This is a genomic window from Plantactinospora sp. CNZ321 (assembly GCF_004217235.1).
In genome coordinates this window covers 3,920,943-3,945,245 of record NZ_SHKQ01000001.1, presented here as the reverse complement: position 1 = coordinate 3,945,245, position 24,303 = coordinate 3,920,943, and the positions used below count along the sequence as shown (strand labels likewise).

The following is a 24,303-nucleotide window of genomic DNA, read 5'->3' as shown; positions in this document are numbered from 1 at the left end:
CACCAGCCAATGTCCGGGACGCCGCTCGCCGCCCCGACCGCGCCCGGTCAGGAGACCGGCCGCGCATGTTGCAGATCCTTCGGCAGGCTGACAGCCGACACGTCGACCATCTCCCGCTCCTGGATCGCCACGTTACCGCCGTCCCCACTGACCGATGCCACCACCCCGCCCGGGATGTTCAGTGCGGTTTGCATCGTCTTCGGATCGCCGATCACCGTGATCATGTACGGTCCGGTCAACCGCCGTCCACTCACCGAAATGCCACCCTGCGAGTCGAGGAAGTACGTCGACGCCACGATCCGCACCGTCGCACCGTCACCGCCGGAAATCTGCATCGCCTCCGCCCCCGCGCCCCGCAGCTCCTGCACCGCGTCCAACAGCCGCGACGCCGCGATCGGCTTGCTCACCGGCATGAAACTGACCGTCAACCCCGGCCCCCGCGCCGGCAACGTCCCCGCCAGGATGCCCAACTCGTCGGCCCGCCGGGTCGCCTCGTCCAACGCCGCCTGCCGCCCCTGCGCACCGGAGTTCAACTGCCGCTGGCTCTCCTCCAGCCCCGCGATGTCCTGCCGGACCCGCTCCTCCTGCGCCTCCAGATCCGACAGAATCCGCACCAGGTCCTCCTGGCGAGCCGTCGCCAACGACGCATCCGTGGAATTCATCCGCAACTGCACCGCCAGACTGAACCCCAACAGCGCCAGCAGCACCCCGATCATCAGGTTCGCCGTGGTCAGCCGGGGCAGCAACCGGCGCACCGGCGACATCGGCCCGGCCGGCTCCGGCGCCGGGATCGGCACCGTCTCCTCCTCGGACGGCAACGGCACCGTCGGCCCGTCCTCGGACGGCACCGTCGGCACCCCGACGGGCCCGAACGCCTCCTCGGTCGGCCCCGCCGAACCAGGCTCCGAATCCGGCTGCTCCGGCACACCGTCGGGCAGATCCGGCGTACCCGAGGCCGACCCTGCCGGCGACGCACCCGGCACCGGCTGCCCCGCCTCGTCCCGCTCGCTCGCTCCTGCTCCTGTCATCGCCGTCGAACCTACGCCCGGAACAGGTGCCGGCGAATAGCCGCCACGTTGCCGAAGATCCGGACACCGAGCACCACCACGACACCGGTGGACAACTGCCCACCCACGCCGAGCTGGTCACCCAGGTAGACGATGATCCCGGCCACCAGCACGTTCGAGATGAACGAAATCACGAACTGCTTGTCGTCGAATATGCCGTCGAGCTTGGCCCGCACCCCGCCGAACACCGCGTCCAAGGCCGCCACCACGGCGATCGGCAGATACGGCTGGAGCGCCGAGGGCACCGTCGGATCCAGCCAGACGCCGAGCAGCACCCCGGCGAGCAATGCGAGCACAGCGATCATCGGCCGCCTCCCAGCGGGCTCGGGGACCCCCCACGGCCCGTCGACGACCCGGACGGCGCCGCGGTCGGCTCGGGCGAGGGTGTGGCAAAGCGCAACTGCGGCTCCGTCGCCGCCGGCAGAGTCAGGTCGTCAACCTTACGAAACTCGAACGACATCCCATGCTTCTCGGAGACGCTGTCCAGCAACCGGGCCGCCGCACTGTCCCGGAAACGTCGCTCCAACTGGCCCGGACCGATCGCGGACACCTCGTACGGACCGATCACCGGCTTGAAGTCGACCAGGATCGCACCCCCCGCCGCCCGGATCGTCGAGGTCGCGGTCAGCCGCTGCCCGTTGATCGAAACCGCCTCCGCCCCACCGCTCCACAACGCGTTCGCGATGTCCTGCAGGTCCCGGTCGAGCACCCGGCCGAGGTTCGTCCCACCGACACCCGTGACCCCGTCCGACTTCTCCGGCGCATCCGCCACCCGCACCACCAGACCGTCACCGCGCACCCGGCCCAATCCGGTCGCCGCCTCCAGGTTCCGCAGGTTCGCGGCCGCACTGCCGGACAGCGCGGCGTCCCGCTGCCGGAGCACCTCGGCACGCAGCCGATCGGCCTGCTCGGTCAGCGCGGCGTTCTCGGCCTCCCGCTGCTTGATCTGCGCCACCAGGCCGGCCCGCGCCTTACTGCGACTCGGCTCCGCCGCCACCGTCTCCCGATAGGCCATCGCGAGCAGCAGCCCCAGCAGGACCAGCGTCACCAGGGTCACCGCCCGGGGCGCGGACCGCCGCCATCCGGTCGCCGGGACAGCGCGGCGCCGCCGCTCGGCCGCGTCGGCATACCCGGGATCGAGGGGGTTGTGGAACAGCTCGGTGAGGAAGTCGGCGGCGTACGTCCGCCTGTCCTGCCCGGTCATCCCACCTCCGCCCGCGCCGCCCGGACGAGCCGACCCGCCTGGATCACGTAGAGCCCGCCGGCCAACCAGTAGAGGCCGAGCCCCCACAGCGCCAGCCCCCAGCCGATCGCCCCGGCAGCGACCGCCGCCCCCGGCACCGTAGCGGCGAGCAGCAGCACCGGAAAAGCGGCCAGCAGGACGAACGTCGCCGTCTTGCCCAGATAGTGCACCGGCGGCGGCCGGTAACCGAAGCGGCGCAGCACGCCGAGGTTGGCGGTCAGCACGACATCCCGGGCCAGCAGGGCGACGGTGAACTGCCACGGGACCACGTCACGCACGGTCAGCGCGATCAGGGTGGCCAGGATGTACAGCCGGTCGGCCACCGGATCGAGCAGCTCGCCGAGCCGGCTGACCTGGCTCAGCCGGCGGGCGACGAAGCCGTCGACCCAGTCGCTCATGCCGCCGACGGCGAGCACGACCACGGCGGCCACATCCGCCTCGACGACCAGGAAGAGGTAGAGGAAGAGAGGTACGCCGAGCAGACGTACGAAGCTGATCAGGTTGGGGAGGGTGAGGATGCGCCCCGCCGAGCCGGCGGGGCTGGCGGTCACGTCATCGGTTGGCTGGGCGTCATTCGCCCGCGCCGGCCGACGCGACACCGAACCTCCCTCCGCGCCACGGTCCGGCGTCCGCACGATGGCGGAGGACGGTCCAGAAACCGGTGCGCGCTCCGACCGACATCTCCCCCGGGCGGCGCCTGACGCATCCCGGACGAGTGACGGCACCTGACGCAGCCCGGTTGCGGCGGATTCGGCTCCCGTGGCTGCTCAATTGCCGTGCCACTATATCCGGCCCGGTTTTGGCACGGCCGTCCGTGTCCGGTGTCTGGGGGTTTCCAGAGTCGCGGTGTGACCGGAGGCACTCCGCGTAGCGCATCCTAGGATGCTAGTTCGAAGCTCTGCCGGCGTCCTGGGGCGGGCTGGTTCGGATCGGGCGCGGTGGAATGGGCGCGGTGGAATGGGGCGAACGGGCTGGTCAGCCGCTCAGGCCGGCCCGTCCGAAGAGTACGGCGTACCCGGACGGCAGCTGGGTCAGCACGTCGTTCAGCTCACCGCCGGAGATCGCCTCGGCGACGGTGCACAGCACCGCGCTGGCGTCCCACTCGGCGGTCCGGGCGGACGCGCCCGCCCCGGTGGCGACCCGGGCCAGGAACTCCCGCGAGCCGAAGGCGCCCGCGGCGCCCTGACCCGCCGAGATCAGGGTCGCGGCCAGCGGCCCCGGCAACTGCGCGGCCAGGTCCTCGGCCTCGTCCGGATGCAACCGTTGGGCGAGGATGCCGAGCACCAGATGGGTCACCCGCTCCGCCTCCGCCGGATCGGCGTACTCGCCGCGGTCGCGCACCTTGGCGACGAACTCGTCGTACCGCACTCCCCCACCCCCGTATCCGGCCTCCGGTACGCCGATACCCGCCGGCAGGCCGATAATGCGCCTCCGGCGGGTATCCGGACAGTCGGTCAGGACCGGTCAGACCCGGGTTACCCGGACGGCGTCGGCGATCACGTACCCGGCGGCGCCGCTCCACCGGCTCACCCCGACCACGTCCTTGTCCCCGGCGGTCAGCACGAAGGTGCCCAGCGACCGCCACGTCCCGCCGCCGGTGCTCTGGTCCACCATCACCGTCTGGTTACCGCCCTTGGCCAGCACGATGTACGGGGTAGCGGTGTTGTAGCCGGCGATGCCCGGGTACCAGGCGTCGATCCGGTACGTTCCCTCCTCCGGGATGTTCACCTTGTAGTAGGCCGCGTCGCTGATCGCGGCCGGGTCGGCGTACCGGTAGTCGGCACCGTACCGCTCGGCGGCGTACGAGGAGGTACGCCAGTTGTCGCTGGCGGTGAACCGGTCGCTGGTGGTGTTGTCCACGATCGCGCTGAACGCCGGCGGGGTGGGGGTGCCCCCGTCGAGCGCGTCCGCGACGTCGGCACGCAGCTGCGGAAGCATGCCGTAGAGCACGTTGCCCGGACAGGCGGTGGCGTAGTAGTCCCGGTGCCCGTAGATCCGGGACGCGGCGATGCCGTACTGGTCGCAGATGTACGCGCAGAACTGCACCAGGCTGTCGTAGAGCGCGCCCGGCGGGGTGGCACTGGTGTAGGTGCCCTCGTTCTCGATCCCGATGCCCTTGTCGTTCTGGCCGGGGCAGTGCGCGCCGACCACCATGCCGCTGCCGGCGCGCAGCCGGGAGAGGCTGTTGTGCCGGCCCTCCATGATGTAGCCGCCCCGGCTGATGGTGAAGTGCTGCCCGGAGTCGGACCAGCCGTTGCCGTCCATGTGGAAGTTCTGGATGCTGCGGGCCATCGCGTACGCGTGTGACTGGGTGTAGTTGGTGCTGTTCGGTCCGGCGGTGTGATGGATCACGATCTTGTCCGGCGAGGACGAGATCACGCTGAGCGAGCCCGGCGATCGGGCGCCCCAGGTGGCGCAGCTGGCAATGGTGGGGACGGGTACCGCGAGCGCCGCGGCCTCGTCGGGAGCGGCCAGCGCCGGGGCTGCCTCGGCGATCGACAGGCCTGCGGTGGCGGCGCCGACGCCGAGGAAGACGGCGCCGCGTACGACGTCGCGGCGGGACAGGGGGTTGCCGGTCACGGTTGGGCCTCCAGGGGGACGGGGGGCAGGAGTGAAGGTTTCTTTGATGACGTCGATCAAGATTGAAGGAATTCTTACCAGAGGATCGACGTCCGCCGCTAGAGGCTGACGCTCTTCGGATGCCGACCGCTTGTCGCGTGTCGACGGACGGGGTCAGTTGCGCGGTGCGGCCTCGCCGGGGGCGGGCACCTCGTGGTGGATCCGTCCGGAGACCGCCGACAGCGGTCGGCCGGTACCGCCCCAGCGGCCTGCGACCACCTCGGCTGCGATGCTCACCGCGGTCTCCTCCGGGGTACGCGCGCCCAGGTCCAGCCCGAGCGGAGAGCAGAGCCGCCCCAACTCCTCCGCGCGCAGACCGGCCGCACGAAGTCGGGCCAACCGGTCCTCGTGGGTACGCCGGGAACCCATCGCGCCGACATAGCCGAGCGGCAGCCGCAGCGCCACCTCCAGCACCGGCACGTCGAACTTGGGATCGTGGGTCAGCACGCAGACCACCGTGCGCCCGTCCACCCGCCCGGCCGCCGCCTCGGCCCGCAGGTAGCGGTGCGGCCAGTCGACCACCACCTCGTGCGCGTCCGGCAGCCGGCGCGCGGTGGCGAAGACCGGGCGGGCGTCACAGACGGTCACCCGGTAGCCGAGGAAGGCGCCGATCCGGGACAGTGCGGCGGCGAAGTCGATCGCGCCGAAGACGATCATCCGGGGCGGGGCGGCGTACGCCGCGACGAAGAGCAGCAGGTCGTCGCCACGGCGCTGTCCGTCGTATCCGTACCGGAGGGTGCCGGTCCGCCCGGCGGCGAGCATGCCCCGGCTGTCGTCGGTGGCCGCCGCGTCCAGTCGTGCGGTGCCCAGTGAACCGGCGGTGCGGTCCGGCCAGACCACCAGCCGCCGACCGAGCCTGCCCGACGGATCGGTCTCGCCGGCCGAGACGCAGGTCACCACGGCGACCGGCTCTCCGGCCCGGATCGAGGCGGCCACGTCGGCGAACTCAGCGAACCCGGCCGGATCGACCCGCTCAACGAAGACGTCGAGCATGCCTCCGCAGGTCAGACCGACCGCGAACGCGTCGTCGTCGGTGACGCCGTACCGTTGCAGGGCCGGCTGTCCGGTGGCCGTGACCTGCCGGGCCAGCTCGTAGACCGCACCCTCCACGCAACCGCCCGAGACGCTGCCCACCGCGGCGCCGTCCGGGCCGACCAGCATGGTCGCCCCGGCCTGGCGGGGCGCGGAACGCCAGGTCGCGACGACCGTCGCCATCCCGACCGGCTCGCCCGCCCGCCACCACCGGTCCAGTTCGTCCAGCACGTCACGCATGACCCGCTCACCCGTACCCGTTCCGCATGCCGTTCGACCGGCAACGCCCCGCCGTGGCTGCCCGCGCGCGGTTGCCGGCAACCTCGGCGCCGTCCGACGATGGTCCCATATGCCCGAATAACCCGTACCGGGTCACCCGGCCACACGGCGACACTACGCGGCGGACCGGCGAGGCACCCTCCGGGGACGTCACGCTCCGTGAATGGCCCGGACGCGGGCGGGTAGACCAGCCGGGACACGACGGGAGGCAACCCATGCCAGGACCACGACCGGGCAGCAACGCATACGACGTGGAGCGCGCCCGGCTGCGCAAGCGCATCGACAACTCCGGCCGCCGGGCCAACGACAGCAAGGCCGACGACGCCGCCAACCGGCATCTCCAGGAGGACGGCCGCCGCGGTTTCGTCCGGGGCGAACGAGGGCTCGGCCCGAAGGCCGAGCGCGGCCCGGGTGAGCCGAAGTGACCGGCACCGGCGTACTGTCCCGGCCCGGTCACCCGGTCGCCGACGCGGTGGACGGGGCGATCGCGGGTGCGGTCGGCAGCGTGGCGCTGAACATGGTCACCTACCTCGACATGGCCCTACGGGCCCGACCGGCCAGCAGCACCCCGGAGGAGAGCGCCCAGCGGCTGGCCGAGATGCTGCACATCGGTCTGGGGCCCGAGGACCGGGCGGCGAACCGCCGCTCGGGCCTCGGGCCCCTGCTCGGCTACGCGACCGGGATACTCTCCGGAGCCGCGCTCACCGTGATCGGGCTGCCCCGCCTCCCCGGGCCGGTGGCAGCCGGGCTCTTCGGTGCCGGCGTGATGCTGACCTCCGACGGCACCCTCACGGCGCTCGGCCTCACCGACCCGCGCCGCTGGAGCCGCACGGACTGGCTCGCCGACATCGTGCCGCACCTGGCGTACGGGTTGGTCGCCGTCGCGACGCTCGGACAGCTACGTCGCGCCCGTGGTGGCCGGTAACGTCCCCGCATCGGACGGCACACCGTGCCCGCCGTCCGGTCAGCCGGCCCGCCGCGCCTCGCTGCGCCCCGCCGCCTTCCGGTCGGGGTCCTCGGCAACCGGCCGGGCCGACGGGCCGTACGGGGAGACCTGCTCGGGCGGAACCCGCCGGCCGTCACCGCCCCGGACCCGGGTCGGGTCACCGGGACGCGGGCCCTTGCTGTCCTGCACCGTCGGGTTCAGTTCGTTGCGGCGCATCTCCGGCTGCTGCACGTTCGTCATCGCCGTCCCCTTCCGCCGTCGTACCGCTCGATGGTGGGCGCCGGCCGACGGTGCTCCGCCGGCCGGCGGGTGCCCCGGGGGTCCGCAACCGTCCGGTTCGCCGAGCGGGTCACGCACACCCGGGTACCCGGCGTGGGATTACCCGGTGCGGGTGGCGCCATTCGGCCGGCCGCGCCGGTGCGTCCAGTGGCTGGGTGGGTAACCGGACGGAATGAACCGTGACCGCGCAATGGTTCGGGTGCTGCTGGAGCGGCAGGGCCGGACGTACGCCGAGGAGGCGGGGATCCGGCTGGCCGACCGACCCGGCCCGCTCTACCAGTTGCTGGTGCTGACCACGCTGCTCAGCACGCGGATTCGCGCGGGTGTCGCGGTGGCCGCCGCTCGGGAACTCTTCGCCGCCGGTTGCCGCACCCCGCAGGGAACCGAGGCGCGCAGCTGGCAGGACCGGGTGGACGCGCTGGGTCGAGGGCATTATCGGCGCTACGACGAGCGGACCGCGACGATGCTGGGCAACGGAGCGCGGCTGTGCCTGGACCGCTGGAACGGCGACCTGCGCCGGTTGCACCGTCAGGCCGGTAGCGACCCCGGTGCACTCCGCCGGGAACTGACCCGGTTTCCCGGGATCGGACCGACCGGGGCGGACATCTTCCTCCGCGAGGTTCAGGCGGTCTGGCCGGACGTCCGCCCGTACGCCGATCGTCGGGCGGTGAACGCGGCCGGCCGGCTCGGTCTGCCGTCCACACCGGAGAAGCTGGCCGGACTCGTCGGCGGCGCCGACTTCCCGCGGCTGGCGTCGGCGCTGGTCCGGGTATCCCTCGGCCAGCAGTCGATCGGCGAGCTGACCAGGGCGGCCGCGGCCCGCTGACGGAGGGTCAACTCACCGGCTTGCCCGAGGTGGGTCTGGTCAAATACCACACGGTCAGGCCGGCGGCGACCGCCAGCAGCAGCACGGTGTTGGTCACCCCACCTCCCTCCTGGCCGGTGCTGCCGAAGTAGATCACGGCGAGCGCGGCGCCGAACGACAACAGGGTCCGCAGTCCCTTGTTTTTCACGCGAATCAGATTAATCGCGACAGAGCATTCGTATTTCGGAATCACCGGATAATCCCTCACTCGGGTCGCGGTGGCCGGGGCGCGCACCGCCGCTGAGCAGGGCCGCCGGGGCCACGGCGCCGCCGGGCGGCGCCCCGGGGCCAACACCGCCGCCGGGCGGCGCCATCGCCGGCACGACGGTCGGACGGGGTCGGGACATCCGAGCCGGCCGATGGACGTACAGTCTCGCCGTGACCGAAATCCGGACCACCGTCGAGCTGCGGCACCCTCCGGAGCGGGTCTGGCGGGCCCTGACCGACCGCGACCTGCTGCCGAAGTGGTTCGGTTCGGTCGAACCACGACCCACCTCGATCAGCCGGTTCGAGCTGCGCCCCGCGGACCTGCCCGAGCTCGACGAGCTGATCGTGATCGAACTGGTCGAGGTCGACCGGCCACACCGGATGGTGCTGCGCTGGCCAGAGGAGGGCCAGCCGACCCGGCTGGAGTGCGAGCTGACGCCCACCCCGGAGGGCTGCCGGCTGACCGTCGTGCAGAGCGACGACGAGCAGCCCTGGCTGCCGGCCGATCCGAGCGGGCGCGAGGAGCGCTACCGGGCGCTGCTCGACACCCGGCTGCCCGCCGTACTCGACTGGATGGCGTTCCGGGAGGTGGACCTCCCCGCACCGACCCAGATCATCCCCGCCGTGCCGGCCGGGCGGACCTGGCCGGGCCGGCGGTCCCGGCGCCGACTCGGTGCCGCGCTGGCCGTACTGGCCCTGGCGGCCGGCGCGGTGGTGGTGGCCGCCGGCCTGGCCCGGGGGCGGGACGACGGCGGGCCGTCCACAGCGGGGGCCGCCGCCAGCGCCCGGCCGAGCGCGTCGGCGGGGGCGACCGCTCCGGTCAGCCCGACCCCGAGCGGCGGGGTCACCCCGGTCCGGCCCAGCCGGCCGGCCCGCACGGGCGCGACGCCGCGCCGGACGACGTCGCCGGAGAGCGCCGCCAACCCGACGACGCCCGGCCGGCCGAGGTTGACCGCCCGGTACAGCACGCTCAGCAGCCGGCTCCTCGGCTACCAGGGCGAGGTGGTGGTGACCAACGACGGGGACGCGACCGCGACCCGGTGGACACTGGTGGTCACCCTGGCCGGCGGCGCCCAGGTGGCGAGCGCCACCGGAGCGGAGAGCTACCGGCAGGAGGAGCAGCAAGTGACCTTCACCGGCGCCCCGCTCCGGGCGAACCGGTCGGCGACGATCCGGTTCGAGGTGGCCCGCGACACCACGCTCACCCAGAAGCGGCCGACAAGCTGCGCGGTCGACGGCCAGCCGTGCGCGGGGCTGTGACGAGTCAGTAGAGCAGGTACGGACGGCGTCGGCGGTTGAACTCCGCCAGCTCGGCCGACCAGGCCCCGACGACGTCCGGCACGTCCGCCCCGGCGTCGATCATCGTACGCAGCCGGGTAGAGCCGGTGAGCTTGTCGATCCAGTACGGCCGGGCAGTGTCCCAGGTGTCCGCCCGCCAGGCGAACGCCGGGTACCTGCGGGACTCGACCAGCATCGCCACCCCGGTACGCACCGGGTCGAACCGGGCCGGGTTGGTGACCTTCACCTCCACCCCCGCGCAGAGCTTGTTGAGCAGGGCCGGCTTCTGCCCGGCGGCGGTCGGTGAGAAGTACGCCTCCCGGAACTCGACACCGGGCAGGTCCCGGGCGACGAGCCGGTCGACCAGGTGGTAGTCGAAGTCGGTGGCGAGACCGCCGATCAGCTCGAACGGCCGGGTGGTGCCCCGACCCTCGGTCATCGACGCCACCCCCTCGAACATGCAGGTGCCGGGATAGACCAGCGCGGTGTCCGGGGTCGGCATGTTCGGGCTGGGCAGTACCCACGGCACGCCGGTGTCGACGGCGAAGTCGCCACGCCGCCAGCCCCGGCACTCGATCACCGTCAGGTCGACCGGCCGGCCCGCCTCGGCCGGCAGGAACTCGCCGTTGTAGAACCGGGCCAGCTCGCCGACGGTCATGCCGTGCTGCTGCACGATCTCCTTCTTGCCGACTCCGGAGGTGAACGGCGTGGTCATCATCGGCCCGTACGCCCGTCCTCCGATCGGGTTGGGCCGGTCGAGCACGACGTACCGGCGGCCGAGCCGCGCGGCGGCGACCATCGAGTCGTAGAGCGTCCAGATGTAGGTGTAGAAGCGGGCGCCGACGTCCTGGATGTCGAAGACCACGGTGTCGACCCCGGCCTGGGTGATCAGTTCACCCCACTTCGCCTGCGAGGCACCGTACGCGTCGTAGACGGTGACGCCGGTGCGGGCGTCGATCCCGGTCCCCTCGCTGCCACCGGCCTGTGCGGAGCCCCGGAACCCGTGCTCCGGCCCGAATGCGGCGGTGAGCCGCACCCGGCCGGAGGCGTGCATCAGGTCGACCAGATGGCGGTAGCGGGCGTCCACTCCGGTCGGGTTGGACAGCACCCCGACCCGCTGGCCGGCGAGGGCGGCGAACCGGGAGTCGACAAGCACGTCCAGGCCGGTGCTGACCCGGCGACCGCGTCCGCCGCCACCATGGCCGCCGCCACCGTGTCCGTCCGGTCCGGAACGCTCCGCACCGGTGTCCGGGGCGGCCGAGGCGGTGGTGCCGCCGAGGGTGCCGGCCGTCGCGCCCAGGGCGCTCGCGGCGGCGGTGCTGGCGAGGAACCTTCTGCGTTGCACGACGGCCTCCCGGGGCGGGGCTGCGGGCAGGGGAACGTGTCTCGCAAGTTACCTACGCCACATAGGTTGGTCAAGAAGGAAAACTACGAACCGGCACTCAGAGCTCCTCGGCTTCCAGGTCGCCGAGCTCGATGTTCTGGATCATCAGCCACCGGGCCAGCGCCGGCATGCCGTAGAGCCACAGCGGGGCGGACTCGGTCGTGCCGTTGGTCGCGTAGATGGCGAACCGCAGGTCCGGGGCGTGGATCGCCTCGATCCGCCAGCGGTGGTTCTTGTCCCGCCAGATGGCGGATGGGTCCATGCCCCTCACCATAGTGTCGCCCCGGCCACCGCACCCGGCCAGCGTCGGACCCACCCCGCATCGTGTACGGTGCTCGTTGTCGTACACTGTACGGGAAATGGGGGAAGGCGTGACGGCCGACGACATCGTCATCACCGGGGCCCGGGAGAACAACCTCAGGAACGTCTCGCTGCGGGTGCCGAAACGCCAACTGGTCGCCTTCACCGGCGTCTCCGGCTCCGGCAAGTCGTCCATCGTCTTCGACACCATCGCGGCGGAGGCGCAGCGTCAGCTCAACGAAACCTTCACCGCGTTCGCCCGGAACTTCCTCCCCCGTTACGGCCAGCCGGACGTGGACACCATCGAGAACCTCTCCGCCGCCATCGTCGTCGACCAGAAGCGACTTGGTGGCGGCTCGCGGTCGACGGTCGGCACCATCACCGACATCCACCCGCTGCTGCGGCTCCTCTACTCCCGCGTCGGCAAGCCGCACGTCGGCTACTCCAACGCCTTCTCTTTCAACGATCCGCAGGGGATGTGCCCCGAGTGCGATGGCCTGGGCAAGTCGGTCCAGCTCGACCTCGACGCCTTCCTGGACCGGTCCCGGTCGCTGAACGACGGCGCCCTGCTGCACCCCGACTTCGGCAGGACCGGCTGGTTCTGGAAGATGTACGCCGCCTCCGGCTTCTTCGACCTGGACAAACCCCTGGCGGACTACTCCGAGCAGGAGTGGCAGACCCTGCTGTACGGCGACGGCAAGGTCCCACTGGAGTGGCAGGGCACCACGATCAACTCGACCTACGAGGGCGCGGTCGCCAAGTTCACCCGCCTCTACATCCGCAAGGACGCGGCGGAGATGTCCGAACGCAACCGGGCTATCTTCCGGCGGTTCGTCACCGAGCAGACCTGCCCGCTCTGCCGGGGCGCCCGGCTCAACCAGGCGGCACTGGGCAGCGAGATCGACGGCTACAACATCGCCGAACTGGCCGCGATGGAGGCCACCGAGCTGATCGGGGTGCTGAGGAGCTTCACCGACCCGCTCGGCGCGACCGTGGTGGAGAGCCTGCTCGACCGGGTCGGCAACCTGGTCGAGATCGGCCTCGGCTACCTGAGCCTGGACCGGCCGACCGACACTCTCTCCGGCGGCGAGTCCCAGCGGATCAAGATGGTGCGGCACCTGAGCAGCAGCCTCACCGACATGATGTACATCTTCGACGAGCCGAGCGTCGGCCTGCACGCCCGGGACGTCGAGCGACTCAACCGGCTGCTGGTGAAGCTGCGCGACAAGGGCAACACCGTGCTGGTGGTCGAGCACGACCGGGACGTCATCGAGATCGCCGACCACGTGATCGACATCGGTCCGTCCGGTGGCGCGGGCGGCGGTCGGGTGCTGTTCGGCGGCACCGTCGACGAACTGCGCCGTGCGGACACCCCGACCGGCCGCCATCTCGAGCACCGGCTGCCGCTCAAGACCGCCTACCGACGGCCGACCGGACACCTGCGGGTCACCGCGGCCGACGTGCACAACCTCCGCGACGTCACCGTGGACATCCCCACCGGGGTGCTGGTGGTGGTCACCGGGGTGGCCGGGTCGGGCAAGAGCACCTTGATCAACAACGTCTTCGTCGGGCAGCACCCCGAGGCGATCGTGATCGACCAATCCGCCGTCGGCGCCTCGATCCGGTCCAGCCCGGCGACCTACACCGGGCTGCTCGACCCGATCCGGCAGCTCTTCGCCAAGGCCAACGGCGTACCGGCTTCGCTGTTCAGTTTCAACTCCAAGGGCGCCTGCCCGAACTGCCAGGGGCTCGGGGTGATCTACACCGACCTGGCCTTCATGGACGGGCTCCGGTCGGTCTGCGAGGTCTGCCAGGGGCGCCGGTTCAGCGAGGACGTACTCGAGCACAAACTGCGCGGCAAGTCGATCAGCGACGTACTGCGGATGCCGGCCTCGGAGGCCCTGGAGTTCTTCGCCGAGAAGAAGCTGCGGAGAATCCTCCAGGCGGTCAACGACGTCGGGCTCGGCTATCTCCAGCTCGGCCAGCCACTGAGCACTCTCTCCGGTGGCGAGTGCCAGCGGATCAAGCTCGCCACCGAGCTACACAAGGGCGGCACCATCTACGTGATGGACGAACCCACGACCGGGCTGCACATGTCCGACATCCAACACCTGCTCGCCATCGTCGAGCGGCTGGTCAGCGGCGGAAACTCGGTCGTCGTCATCGAACACAACCTCGACGTGATCAAGAACGCCGACTGGATCATCGATCTCGGACCGGAGGGTGGCAGCCAGGGCGGCACCGTGCTGTTCGAGGGCACACCGGCGCAGCTGCTGGAGGCTCGCAACTCCTACACCGCCGAGTACGTCCGGCGTGACATCGGGGCCGCGGTACCGGCCTGACCGCTCGGGGCCGGGCCGCGGCCACTCGAACGCGGTGAAGCCGGGAACAGGACCACCCCGCCGTGGTACGACTGCTTCGACAGCGTCTGCGAGGTGTCTGCGCAGCTCACGGCGTTGACCAGCGGCCCGCGAGGCGGCGGGGTGGGAGAACGGACAGCCGATGGCGACGAGCAGGCGTTCCACGCTGATCCGGGATCCGGACCATCCGCAGCGGGCCACCCCGGTGGAACTCTTCTACGATCTCGTCTTCGTCTTCATGCTGGCCCAGCTGTCCCAAGCGTTGATCATGAAGCTGGACCCGCTCGGCGCCTACCAGACGCTACTGCTGCTGCTGGCGATCTGGTGGGTCTGGTCGTACACCAACCTGACCACCGACACCCTTGACTCGCGGCGGCCCGCCGTGCAGCTGCTGGTCATCACGATAATGCTCGGCAGCCTGCTCATCTCGACCGCGCTTACCGAGGCGTTCGACGGCCGGGCCCTGCTCTTCGTCTCCGCGTACGTCGGGATCCACCTGTTCCGCAGCGTCACCCTCGCGGTGATCCTCCGGGGTCACCGCCTGCACAACCGCCCGCTGCGCGGGATCTTCTGGTTCAGCCTCTCCGGCGCGCTCTGGTTCGCCGGCGCCTTCGTCTCCGGCACGTCACGGCTGCTCTTCTGGACGGTCGCCCTGGCCATGGACTACCTGGGACCGGTGCTGCGCTGGCCCACACCGAGGATCGGGCGCTCGCCTACCTGGGAGTGGAACAGCGCCGGCGAGCACCTGGCCGAGCGGTACCGCCAGTTCATCATCATCGCCCTGGGCGAGAACGTGGTGATCACCGCGCGTACGGTGCGGACCACCAGCTACGACACGGCGGAGGCCGCCGCCGTGATCGTCTCGTTCGTCACCACGGTGCTGCTCTGGTGGATCTACTTCTACCGGGCCCGGGAGAAGCTCGGCAGCGCCATCGTCGGCTCGGCCGACCCGGCCCGGGAGACCACCTGGGCCGGGTACGCCCATCTGATCATGGTGGCCGGCGTCGTCCTGACCACCGTCGGCGACGAGCTGGTCATCCGGCACCCGACGGAGGGGACCCCGGGCGGCTGGGTCGCGGTGATCGTCGGTGGCCCGGCGCTCTTCCTCGCCGGCCGGATCCTGCTCGGGCACGAGGTCTTCGCCCGGGTGGCCCGCCCCTGGCTGATCGGAATCGGGGTGCTGATCGCGATGGCACCCGCGATGGTCCTGCTACCGCCCCTGGCCGTCTCCGCGGCCGTCATGCTCGTCCTGCTGGGCATCGTCGCCGCCGACGCCGTCACCGTACGCGAACCGCGCGGCACGCCCGGGATCACCTAGCGTGCCGGTAACGCGCGCCGCCCGCTCGGAGCGGCCGGCGGCAAGCCTGGGCCCCGGCGACGGGGCGACCGCGGCTCCCGGCCCGGGCGCTCGGGCGTCGGCCGGGTCACTCCGGACCGCGCTGCACCGGCAGCCGGACCACGAAGCGGGCACCGCGGCCGGGATTGCCACTGGCGTCGATGGTGCCGCCGTGGCCGGTGACGACCTCGCGGAGCAGCGCCAGCCCGAGGCCGGTGTGCCGCTTCTCGGTGCCCGTGCCCACCCCACGGTAGAACCGGTCGAATATCCGGTCGGCGGGATCGAAGCCGGTACCGGTGTCGACGACGGTCAGCTCGGCGACGGTGTCGCTCCGGCACACGGTCACGTCGATCCGCCCGGCGGCGGGCGTGTGCCGCAGGGCGTTCGTCAGCAGTTCGCTGACGACCCGGCGCAGTGCCGATTCCACCCCGGGGACCGGGACCGGCGCGTCGGGACGGCTGAGGGTGAGCGCCACACCCTGTTCGGCGGCCCGGTCGGTCTCGGCGACCACCGCCGCCTCGGCGAGCGCGGCCAGGTCCACCGGGGTGGTGACCGGCCGGTCGTCCGGCATCGCCGCCAGCCGGGCGGAGAGCAGCAGGTCGTTGACGACCTCGCCGAGCCGCCTGCTGGTGCCGACCAGCCGGTCCAGGTCCGACCGGTAGCTCGCCGGAACCTCGGTGGCGCCGGCCCGCCGGGCCAGCACCTGTGCCCGGGTGTGCAGCTGGGCGATGGGCGTACGCAGCTCGTGGCTGACGTCGGCGATGAACCGGCGCTGCCGGGCGAGTGCCTCGGCGAGCGGCGCGACGGTGAGCCGTCCGACGACCACCCCGCTGACCACGGCGGCGAGCAGTCCGACCAGTTCCGCGACGGCGAGGGCGAGCAGCAGGTGGCGGCGGTCGGCGAGCTGGTAACGGGCGTCGAAGACCGTCTGCACCACGTCCTCGCCCCGGGGTTCGGTGCGGACGAAGTAGACGGTGCCGTTGCGCTCGATCCGCTCCGTGGCCCGGGTCCTGGTCGCGGCGGTCGCGGCCATCGACGCCGCCCGGGGAAACCCGGGCGGCGCGGGCACGGCGCCGGAGACGAGCTCACCGTCGTGGAGCAGGAAGATCCAGGTGCAGCCGGGTGGCCCGGACGGATCGCCCCGGTCGGCGTTGTAGGCGAGTTCCCGCTGGATCTGGCGTTCCTGGCCGCGTACCAGCATGCCGTAGGAGACGGCGCCGACCAGCGAGACCAGGACGGTCACCGCGAGCCCGACCAGCAGGCCGACCCGCCGACGAGCCCGGGCCACCACCGCCCGCTCGGCCGCCATCCAGGAGAGCCCCGACGGGACGGTCGCCGCCCGCCGGAACCTCACAGCTCACCGAGCCGGTAGCCGAGGCCGTGCACGGTGCGCACCGCCGCCCGGCCGAGCTTGCGGCGCAGGTAGTACACGTAGGTGTCCACGATGGACGAGGCGGCCGCCTCGTCGAACACCCGGCGTCGCAGCTCCGTCCGGGAATGCACCGCCCTGGGGCGTGCCGCGAGCACCCGGAGCAGCTCGAACTCCCGGGCGGAGAGGGCCACCCGGGAGCCGTCGGCGAGCACCACGTCCCGCAGCCCGAGGTCGAGCCGACCGGCACCGATCGGCAGCGCCTCGGCACCGTCCGGGGTACGCCGGCAGAGCGCCCTGATCCGGGCGCTCAACTCGTCCAGGTCGAACGGCTTGATCAGGTAGTCGTCGGCGCCCGCGTCCAGGCCGGCGACCCGGTCGTCGACCGTGCCGAGCGCGGTGAGCAGCAACGCGCGGGCGCCGACCGCCCGGGAGCGCAGCCGGGCCAGCAGGTGCAGCCCGTCGAGCGCCGGCAGCAACCGGTCGATCACCATGACGTCGTAGCGCCGGGTGAGCCCGAGGTGCAGACCGCGCTGGCCGTCCCGGGCCACGTCGACCAGGTAGCCTTCGTCGACCAGAACCTCGGCGAGCATGTCCGCGAGTTCCGTGTCATCTTCGACCAGAAGCAGATGGTGTACGGTCGGTGACGCCCCGCTTGCCTGTAGCACAGGCCGAGAATCCCACACCAACCAGCTTACATAGACTGTGATAGATATCTCTATCTCCGATCGGTCCCCTGTTGAACCGTCGGTACCGGCTCCTTCGGGGCAACCGGGAGGGGGCGCTTCGCGTCCCGGCGGTCGATCCAGCTCAGCAGCGGTGTGGTCATCAGCGTGGTGACGAGCGCGACCAGCACCAGTGCGGTGAACAGGGTCGCGTTGACGATCCCCGCCGCCATGCCGACGTTGATCGCGATCAGCTGCATCAGGCCGCGGGCGTTCATCAGCGCGCCGACCCGCACCGCGACGGCCTTCGACTCGCCCCGGAGCCGGGCCGCCCCCCAGCAGGCACCGAACTTCCCGACGATGGCGACCGTGACACAGCCGAGCGCGAAGAGCAGCACCGACGGCTGGCCGAGCAGCCCGAACTCGGTGTGCAGCCCGGAGTAGGTGAAGAAGAGCGGCAGGAAGACGACCTGGCAGACCGGCGTGACGGTGGCGACCATCCGGTCCGTACGGGGTCGGTGCGGCATGACCGCGCCGAGCGAGAAGGCACCGAATACGGCGTACAGGCCGATCACGTCGGTGTACCAGGCCACCGCGAAGAGCAGTGCCACCAGGCCGAGCAGCCGGGACTGGTCACCGAGCCGGTCGCTGCCGACCAGCGCGGCGGCCAGCGGCCGGCCCACCCACCAGAGCAGCAGCCCGAACAGGATCGCCCCGCCGGCCGTGACGAACGCCGGGCCGGGCCGCCCGGAGGCGGTGGCCAGGACGGCGGCGAGCAGGATCCAGGCGACCGCGTCGTCCAGCGCACCGCTGGCCAGGGCGAGCGACCCGTGCCGGGTGCCCTCCTGCCCGCGCTCGGTGATGATCCGGGCCAGCATCGGGAAGGCGGTGATGGCGAGGGCCACCCCGACGAAGGCGGCGGAGACCCCGATGGAGGTGCCCTCGGCGAGTACCGGCGCGTGCCCCGCGGTGAGCAGCACCAGCAGCGCGCCGAGGCCGAGCGGCACGAGTACCCCGGCCAGCGACACCGCACCGGCGGTGCCGGCCAGCCCGGCCACCGGATGCGAGGTGAACGCGTAGCCGGTCTGGAACATGAAGATGACCAGGCCGACCTGACCGACGATGTAGAGCACGGGATAGAGCTGCTCCGGGAAGAGCGCGTCCTGTACGCCGGGGGCGAGCAGCCCGAGCAGCGACGGCCCGAGCAGCACACCGGCCAGCATCTCGCTGACCACCGGGGGCTGGCCGACCTTGCCGAGCAGCCAGGTCGTCACCCGGCAGCAGAGCAGGATGGCCGCGACGGCGATGAAGAACCGTGGCGCCAGCTCGACGGGATTCATGCCGCCTCGCCCTCCCTGGTGATGTCCGCAGTGGACGCGACCTCTGTCATGGCCGCACCTCCTCGAAGTAGGTGGAGCAGGGGCGTACCCGTCGGGCGTCGAGCACCATCCAGGTGCCCAGCGCCAGTTGGACCAGGCTGCGCCCCACGTCGGACCAGCGGTCCGTGCAGCGCATCAGCCATCGCCGCACGCCCCCGGGCGGCCGCGCCCCGGCCGGGACGAGGAGGCAGGGGCCACGGCTCGGCAGCGAGCGGGTGTGCCGCGCGGTGGAGACCAGGGCGTACCGCCGCAGTACCTCCCGGGTTACCGCGCGCATCATCACCGGGGCGACGCCGCGGGCCGGACAGGCCCGGTTGGCGGCGACACCGAACGGGACGAAGTGCGCCTCGCCCCGGCCCAGGGTCAGCCAGCGGCCGGGGTCGAAGGTGTCGTCGGCGGCCGGCCCGGTGCGCTGGTAGGTGAGGTAGTTGAAGAGCAGGACGGAGCCGGCCGGAAGGGTGACCCCCGGCTCGACCTCGATCGGGGCGGAGGTGATCCGGTGTGCCACCCCGAAGAGCGGATGGACCCGCAGCGTCTCATCGATCACCCGGTCCAGCGCCCGCTCCCCCTCGCCGTCGAGGTCGCCGAGGGCCGCGGTCAGGTCCCGCTGGACCGACGGGTGCTGCGCGAGGGCCAGCAGGAGGTGCGCCATCGCCTCGGACATCTGCACCACGGCGGTGTTGAAGAAGGTGCCCTGGAGATACCAGGTCGTCTCCTCGGCGGTGAACGGCGCCGGCAGGGTGACCGGTGCGGTCCGGGCATCGACCCGGGCCCGCAGGTAGCGGGTGAGCAGGTCCCGCCGGTCCAGGTGCCGCAACCCGCAGCACTTGAGCGCGGTGACCACGTCGTCGGCGTTGGCCACGATCAGCGCCCGGACGTCGGGCGGACACGCCTCGGCGAAGACGAGTTCGTGATAGACCTCCGCCCAGATCGGCATCATCAGGTCACGCAGCCGTACCTGGCTGGTCCGGTCGGTTGGCAGCGTGTCCAGGACGCGCCGGGCCGCCGCCCCGGCCAGCTCGGTCGACCGGCGGTGCGACACCGCCAGCACCCGCCGGGTCGTCCGGGCGACCACCCGGTAGCGCTCCCCCGGCTCCAGGTGCTCCTGGTGCATCTGCGGTCCGGGAGCCAGCCAGTACCAGAACAGGTCGGAGAGCCCGGCACCGTGGCTGCGCCCGTTCGCCGCCGGGTGCGAGTACACCCGCTCGAAGTGCTCGGGGCCGACCAGGGGGCCCGGCACCGGGATGCCCTCGACGCCGTTCACCCGGACGAAGATCCATTCCCGGAGCCGGACCACGGCCGGCGGCAACCATCGCGGAAGCGACCAGACCACCGCCACCACCAAGGCGCCGGCCGCGTACCATCCGGCGCCCGGGCCACTCATCGCGGCACCCGCGGCGCGATCATGTCCGGGGTGAGGTCGGTGGGGCGGACCGCGCCGGCCAGCGTCATGGCCCGGACGAGGTCGGCGCGGAGCAGGTCGAAGAGCTGGCGTACCCCGGCCTCGCCCCGGGCCGCGAGGCCCCAGACGACCGGCCGGCCGATCCCGACCGCGACCGCGCCGAGTGCCAGCGCCGTGAGCACGTCCGTGCCCCGGCGGATCCCGCCGTCCAGCAGTACCGGAATCCGCCCCTCGACCGCCTCGACGACCGCCCGCAGGGCGTCGATGCTCGCCGGTACGCCGTCCAGCTGGCGCCCGCCGTGGTTGGAGACCAGCACGCCGTCGACCCCGTGCGCCACGGCGAGCCGGGCGTCGGCCGGGTGCAGGACTCCCTTGAGCACCACGGGCAGCCGGGTCGTCTCGCGCAGCCAGTCGATCCGGGCCCAGTCGAGATCGGCGTCCATGGCGATGTTCCGGACCCGCCCGGTCTGCGGATCCCGCATGTTCTCGCAGTGGAGCCCGGGCGGCAAATCGAGGAAACCGTTGCGCAGGTCCCGCTCCCGGCGCCCGAGCACCGGCGAGTCGACGGTGACCACCAGGGCACGGCAGCCGGCCGCCTCCACCCGCCTGACCAGCGACTCGGTGAAGCCGAGGTCCGGTTGCGGGTAGAGCTGGAACCACAGCCGTACCGGCCGGCCCGCCGGGTCCGTCGCCCCGGCGACCGCCTCGATCGGCGTGGTCGCCGCCATGCTCAGCACCAGCACGGTGCCGGCCGCCGCGACCGCCCGGGCGCACGCCACCTCCCCCTCGGGATGGGCCAGCCGGTGGAACGCGGTCGGGGAGACCAGCACCGGCATCGCGAGCGTCTCGCCGAGCAGGTCGGTACGGAGGTCACGCTCGCCCCCGCCCCGCAGCACCCGGGGCAGGATCCGGTACCCGTCGAAGGCCGCCTCGTTGGCCCGCAGTGTGCGCTCGTCGCCGGATCCGCCGGCGAAGAAGTCCCGGTGCGCCCGGTCGAGCCGGCGGTGCGCCTCCGCCCGCAACTCGTCGATGGTGAGCAGGGGGCCCGCGCCGGCCGTGGGTGTGCGGCGCGGGCCCACCTGGTCCGTGACCGAGGGCATGACGGTCAGCCCACGGTGCCCGACAGGCAGCGGCCCAGGAAGGCGACGAGGGGCGCCCGGTGCACGTCCGGCCTGTTCCACTGGTTTTCCAGGTTCTCCGCCAGGTGGTGCACCGCCGCCACCCGGCCCCGGTGGTGGTGCCGGACCACCGGATGCAGGTACGCCGCGTCGTGTGCCTGGCCGGCCGCGTCCTGGGCGATCCGGCGCACCGAGATGTCGAACGGGTCGACCTGGTCGTGCTCGGGGCCGTACTCGAGCGTGACGACGAAGGCGTGTTCGACCGGATGGTCGGCGGTGCCGAGGCCGGCGGCGTCGAAGTACCCGACCGGCACCTCCTCGTGGTAGCGGGCCTCCGTACCGGCCACCGTCAGCACGTCGGCGAGCACCCCGAACTGCTGCCAGAGGCCGGAACTGCGGTTGACCCGCTCGATGATCGCGTCCGCGGTCGCCTCGGCGGTCGCCTCGACCTTCCCGGCCGGCCACGGGTTGTCGTGGTAGCGGCGTTCGAGGATGCGGTGCAGGGCCCGCACCGCATACCGGAAGCCGTGGATGAAGCCGGTGGTCGACCGCCGGAAGTCCCGCTCCTGGGAGAGGGTGCCGGCGAAGAAGAGGCCCGGGACGTTCACCGACTCCCACTCGGGGGTCTGGGCCGGAAAGCGGTCGTTGATGACCAGCGCCGGACGGCAGCCGTCGTCGAAGATCGACGGGTCGAACCGGAAGCCGGTGCAGGCCAGCACCCGGTCGTAGCGCAGTTCCTTGGTGACCTCGTTGGCCCGGGAGAAGCTGAAGGTGACCCGGTAGCCGTCCGCGTCCCGCTCGACGCCGCGCACGTGCCCGTCGAGGATCGCGTTCGCCGACTTGAGCTGGTAGCTGTCGAGGAAGTTGTTGTTCACCGCCCGCAGGTGCCCGACGTAGTGGGTGCGCCAGGCCATCCGCACCGGACTCGGCCCCGCCACATGGATCAGCGTGGTGGTCTCCATCAGGTTCTCCGCCGTCTCGAAGGCGGAGTTGCCCTTCCCGATGATCAGGACCCGCTGGTCGAGGAAGTCCCGCGGGTCGACCGACATCTCGTCGTACCGTTCGGCGTGCGCGATCCCGGGGATCGGCGCGACGTACGGCTGCGACACCCCGGTCGCCACGACGACCCGGCGGGCGTGGTACGTGCTGCCCGCCTGGTCGGTTACGGCGAAGCCGCCGTCCGCGCTCCGGGCGACCCGGACCACCCGGCTGCGGTACCGGACCCGGACCTCGGTGGCCGCGGCGAAGTCGGCCAGGTAGCGGAGCATCACCTCGGCGTCCGGAAAGTACCGCTCGGTGTACCGGGTGAACCGCAGCGCCGGATCGTCGCTGAGCAACGAGTTCCAGTCCAGCCGCAGATTCAGTTCCGGATCGTCGGACCCGGTGTGCGGCTTGTTGATGGAGATGAGCTGGCGGTGCCGTGGGTAGCGGGCGAAGAACGCGCCCGGGATGTCGGCGGCCTCCAGCACCAGGTAGTCCCGCCGGCCGTCCCGTTCGAGCAGGGCCGCGAGCTGCAGTCCGGCCGGCCCCGCCCCGATGATCAGATAGTCGAGCATCTCTGCGGTCACCCGGGAAACCTACGAAGCGGAACTCAGAGAAAAATCAGTTCACCGGCTCGGCCGGTGCCTCCGGCTGCTCGGTCAACAGGTCGAGCAGGTCGGCGGCGCGCACCACGTCGGCGTCGAGCGGCCGGTCCGGATCGATCGCCGGGACCACCTCGACGAGGCGGTCCAGCGCGGCCGCACAGCCGGGGGCGGTCGGCCTGCGCGCGCCGACGTGTGCGGCCTGGCGCAGCCCGACCGCGAGTGTTCCGCAGGCCAGGCGGAGCAGCCCGGCCTGGTCTGCGGCCCGGAGCGCGGCCTGGGTGCCGAACGGCACGACGTCCTGGTTGTGCAGGTTGGTCGGCAGGCTCTGCATGCTGGCCGGGGTGGCGGCCCGGCGGATCTCCGCGACCATCGCGGTCGCGGCGAGCTGCGCGCCCTGCAACCCGTGCTGCCGTCCTGGTCCGGCGGCCAGCATCGGCGGCAGTCCGCCGTTGCGGGCCGGGTCGACCAGCAGGTCGAGTTGGCGCTCGACGAGGTTGCCGAGCTGGGCGGCGACCGTCGCGAGCACGTCGGCGGCGAACGCGGCGGGTTGGCCGAAGAAGTTCCCGCCGTGCAGCACCAGGTCCTCGTCGGGGAAGAAGAGCGGGTTGTCGCTCACGCCGCGCAGGTCCGCCGCCACCACACCGTCGACGTAGCGCAACGCGTCCTCGGCCGCGCCGAGCAGTTGCGGGGTGCAGCGGATGCTGTACGCCTCCTGCAGCGGACGGTCGCCGGACGGCACCGCACCGGCGAGATGACCCCGCATCCGCCCGGCGACGTCGACCGCGCCCGGGTGCCCGTACGCGGCCAGCAGCCGGGGGTGCAGGAACTGGCCGGGCTCGCAGCCCAGCAGGTCGACGAGGAGACAGCTGAGCAGTTGGGCGGCCCGGTGTGCGCGGCGGATGCCGTCCAGCGCGACGGCGGTGGCGGCGGTGGTCAGCGAGGTGCCGTTGACCAGTGCCAGCGCGTCGCGCCCGTCGAGGACCAGCGGGGTCAGACCGGCCCTCTCCAGCGCCTGACCCGCCGGCGTCCGCCGGCCGTCCAGGTAGGCCCAGCCCCGGCCGCGCAGCGCCTGGGTGGCGTAGGCGAGCGGGATCAGGTCACCGCTGGCCCCGACCGAACCGAGCCGCGGCATCGCCGGCGCGAACGTCGTCGCCAGCATCGCGGCCAGCCCCTCGACGACCCGCACCGAGACCCCGGAGACGCCCTGGGCGAGCGACCAGACCCGGACCAGCATCGCGGCCCGGCTGACCGCCGGATCGACGTCCGGGCCCTGCCCCGCGCCGAGATGGGCCAGCGTGTTGTCGCACTGGTCGGCCTCGGCGTCCCGGCCGGCGAAGCCGACCAGCGCGCCGAAGCCGGTGGTGGCGCCGTACACCGGGCGGTCCTCGTCGCCGAGCACCCGCCGCAGGTGGTCGCGGGACCGGCGCAACCGGTCGCGTACCGGCCCGGAGATGTCGACCCGGATCTCGGCGGCGGCCCGGCGCAGGTCCGCCACCCGCAACGGCCTGGCCAGACTGATCGGCCGGGCCGCGCCGGCAGGCTCGAGCGTCATCGGGCCGACCGTAGCCGGACAATCTCAGAGCGGTCTG

Annotated in this window: 24 protein-coding genes; 6 read left to right on the top strand and 18 right to left on the bottom strand. The window is 72.2% G+C overall.

Translation table 11 applies throughout. The features are described from left to right. Positions 1 to 47 precede the first annotated feature (47 nt). From EV371_RS17305 to EV371_RS17275, 7 genes are all read right to left on the bottom strand, one after another. Positions 48 to 983 carry a DUF881 domain-containing protein gene (locus EV371_RS17305; protein WP_486484947.1) on the bottom strand — a complete coding sequence of 312 codons (936 nt, stop codon included), beginning with the start codon at positions 981 to 983 and terminating at the stop codon, positions 48 to 50. Between the two features lie 56 nt (positions 984 to 1,039). Next, the gene (locus tag EV371_RS17300; RefSeq protein ID WP_107255823.1) at positions 1,040 to 1,372 is read right to left on the bottom strand and encodes a small basic family protein; all 333 of its coding nucleotides are present in this window, start codon (positions 1,370 to 1,372) and stop codon (positions 1,040 to 1,042) included. Further along, on the bottom strand, positions 1,369 to 2,271 hold the full coding sequence (locus EV371_RS17295) for a DUF881 domain-containing protein (protein ID WP_130462952.1): 903 nt from the start codon (positions 2,269 to 2,271) through the stop codon (positions 1,369 to 1,371). Before EV371_RS17295 ends, EV371_RS17300 begins: the two co-directional genes overlap by 4 nt. Further along, positions 2,268 to 2,909, bottom strand: coding sequence for a cardiolipin synthase ClsA (gene clsA / locus EV371_RS17290; protein WP_130462951.1), 642 nt, complete (start codon positions 2,907 to 2,909; stop codon positions 2,268 to 2,270). Before clsA ends, EV371_RS17295 begins: the two co-directional genes overlap by 4 nt. 376 nt (positions 2,910 to 3,285) lie before the next feature. Then, a complete protein-coding gene (locus EV371_RS17285; protein ID WP_130462950.1) occupies positions 3,286 to 3,678 on the bottom strand; it encodes a DUF2267 domain-containing protein in 393 nt (130 codons plus the stop codon). Between the two features lie 96 nt (positions 3,679 to 3,774). Next, complete coding sequence (locus tag EV371_RS17280; protein ID WP_165436720.1) at positions 3,775 to 4,890, bottom strand: golvesin C-terminal-like domain-containing protein; 1,116 nt, start codon at positions 4,888 to 4,890, stop codon at positions 3,775 to 3,777. 153 nt (positions 4,891 to 5,043) lie between these two features. After that, the gene (locus tag EV371_RS17275) at positions 5,044 to 6,201 is read right to left on the bottom strand and encodes an XdhC family protein (RefSeq protein WP_130462949.1); all 1,158 of its coding nucleotides are present in this window, start codon (positions 6,199 to 6,201) and stop codon (positions 5,044 to 5,046) included. 254 nt (positions 6,202 to 6,455) lie between these two features. Here EV371_RS17275 and EV371_RS17270 point away from each other — a divergent pair, with 254 nt between their 5' ends. Next, the gene (locus tag EV371_RS17270) at positions 6,456 to 6,665 is read left to right on the top strand and encodes a phosphatidylethanolamine-binding protein (RefSeq protein ID WP_130462948.1); all 210 of its coding nucleotides are present in this window, start codon (positions 6,456 to 6,458) and stop codon (positions 6,663 to 6,665) included. Next, entirely contained in the window at positions 6,662 to 7,165 is a 504-nt protein-coding gene (locus tag EV371_RS17265; protein WP_486484660.1) for a hypothetical protein, read from the top strand. Before EV371_RS17270 ends, EV371_RS17265 begins: the two co-directional genes overlap by 4 nt. Positions 7,166 to 7,204: 39 nt before the next feature. On the opposite strand, the gene EV371_RS17260 is transcribed toward EV371_RS17265, so the two are convergent. After that, the gene (locus EV371_RS17260) at positions 7,205 to 7,426 is read right to left on the bottom strand and encodes a hypothetical protein (protein WP_130462947.1); all 222 of its coding nucleotides are present in this window, start codon (positions 7,424 to 7,426) and stop codon (positions 7,205 to 7,207) included. A gap of 211 nt (positions 7,427 to 7,637) precedes the next feature. Here EV371_RS17260 and EV371_RS17255 point away from each other — a divergent pair, with 211 nt between their 5' ends. Further along, entirely contained in the window at positions 7,638 to 8,291 is a 654-nt protein-coding gene (locus EV371_RS17255; RefSeq protein ID WP_130462946.1) for a hypothetical protein, read from the top strand. 7 nt (positions 8,292 to 8,298) lie between these two features. Here the strand turns inward: EV371_RS17255 and EV371_RS17250 are convergent, their stop codons facing one another. Further along, positions 8,299 to 8,463: an amidophosphoribosyltransferase gene (locus EV371_RS17250; protein ID WP_130465998.1), complete on the bottom strand. Its 165-nt coding sequence runs from the start codon at positions 8,461 to 8,463 to the stop codon at positions 8,299 to 8,301. Positions 8,464 to 8,708: 245 nt separating this feature from the next. Between EV371_RS17250 and EV371_RS17245 the strand changes: the two genes are divergently transcribed. Then, a complete protein-coding gene (locus tag EV371_RS17245; RefSeq protein ID WP_130462945.1) occupies positions 8,709 to 9,797 on the top strand; it encodes an SRPBCC domain-containing protein in 1,089 nt (362 codons plus the stop codon). Between the two features lie 4 nt (positions 9,798 to 9,801). On the opposite strand, the gene EV371_RS17240 is transcribed toward EV371_RS17245, so the two are convergent. Together EV371_RS17240 and EV371_RS17235 are read right to left on the bottom strand one after the other, a co-directional pair. After that, the gene (locus EV371_RS17240) at positions 9,802 to 11,160 is read right to left on the bottom strand and encodes a DUF1343 domain-containing protein (protein ID WP_130462944.1); all 1,359 of its coding nucleotides are present in this window, start codon (positions 11,158 to 11,160) and stop codon (positions 9,802 to 9,804) included. 97 nt (positions 11,161 to 11,257) lie between these two features. Next, complete coding sequence (locus tag EV371_RS17235; RefSeq protein ID WP_130462943.1) at positions 11,258 to 11,461, bottom strand: hypothetical protein; 204 nt, start codon at positions 11,459 to 11,461, stop codon at positions 11,258 to 11,260. 97 nt (positions 11,462 to 11,558) lie between these two features. Here EV371_RS17235 and EV371_RS17230 point away from each other — a divergent pair, with 97 nt between their 5' ends. Further along, the gene (locus EV371_RS17230) at positions 11,559 to 13,841 is read left to right on the top strand and encodes an excinuclease ABC subunit UvrA (RefSeq protein ID WP_130462942.1); all 2,283 of its coding nucleotides are present in this window, start codon (positions 11,559 to 11,561) and stop codon (positions 13,839 to 13,841) included. 160 nt (positions 13,842 to 14,001) lie between these two features. After that, on the top strand, positions 14,002 to 15,177 hold the full coding sequence (locus tag EV371_RS17225) for a low temperature requirement protein A (protein WP_130462941.1): 1,176 nt from the start codon (positions 14,002 to 14,004) through the stop codon (positions 15,175 to 15,177). 106 nt (positions 15,178 to 15,283) lie between these two features. Here EV371_RS17225 and EV371_RS17220 read toward each other — a convergent pair whose 3' ends face one another. The 7 genes from EV371_RS17220 to EV371_RS17190 are packed head-to-tail and all read right to left on the bottom strand — an operon-like array spanning position 15,284 to position 24,266. Further along, entirely contained in the window at positions 15,284 to 16,549 is a 1,266-nt protein-coding gene (locus tag EV371_RS17220; protein WP_486484659.1) for a sensor histidine kinase, read from the bottom strand. Beyond that, positions 16,546 to 17,232 carry a response regulator transcription factor gene (locus tag EV371_RS17215; RefSeq protein ID WP_349337537.1) on the bottom strand — a complete coding sequence of 229 codons (687 nt, stop codon included), beginning with the start codon at positions 17,230 to 17,232 and terminating at the stop codon, positions 16,546 to 16,548. The genes EV371_RS17220 and EV371_RS17215 overlap by 4 nt, the downstream gene beginning before the upstream one ends. A 50-nt stretch (positions 17,233 to 17,282) precedes the next feature. Then, positions 17,283 to 18,569 carry a cation:proton antiporter domain-containing protein gene (locus EV371_RS17210; RefSeq protein ID WP_130462940.1) on the bottom strand — a complete coding sequence of 429 codons (1,287 nt, stop codon included), beginning with the start codon at positions 18,567 to 18,569 and terminating at the stop codon, positions 17,283 to 17,285. A gap of 46 nt (positions 18,570 to 18,615) precedes the next feature. Next, a complete protein-coding gene (locus tag EV371_RS17205; protein ID WP_130462939.1) occupies positions 18,616 to 19,992 on the bottom strand; it encodes a cytochrome P450 in 1,377 nt (458 codons plus the stop codon). Continuing rightward, positions 19,989 to 21,110, bottom strand: coding sequence for an alpha-hydroxy-acid oxidizing protein (locus tag EV371_RS17200; RefSeq protein WP_130462938.1), 1,122 nt, complete (start codon positions 21,108 to 21,110; stop codon positions 19,989 to 19,991). Before EV371_RS17200 ends, EV371_RS17205 begins: the two co-directional genes overlap by 4 nt. Positions 21,111 to 21,115: 5 nt before the next feature. After that, positions 21,116 to 22,696 carry an NAD(P)-binding domain-containing protein gene (locus EV371_RS17195; RefSeq protein ID WP_486484658.1) on the bottom strand — a complete coding sequence of 527 codons (1,581 nt, stop codon included), beginning with the start codon at positions 22,694 to 22,696 and terminating at the stop codon, positions 21,116 to 21,118. Between the two features lie 34 nt (positions 22,697 to 22,730). Beyond that, the gene (locus EV371_RS17190; RefSeq protein WP_130462937.1) at positions 22,731 to 24,266 is read right to left on the bottom strand and encodes an aromatic amino acid ammonia-lyase; all 1,536 of its coding nucleotides are present in this window, start codon (positions 24,264 to 24,266) and stop codon (positions 22,731 to 22,733) included. Positions 24,267 to 24,303: the final 37 nt, after the last annotated feature.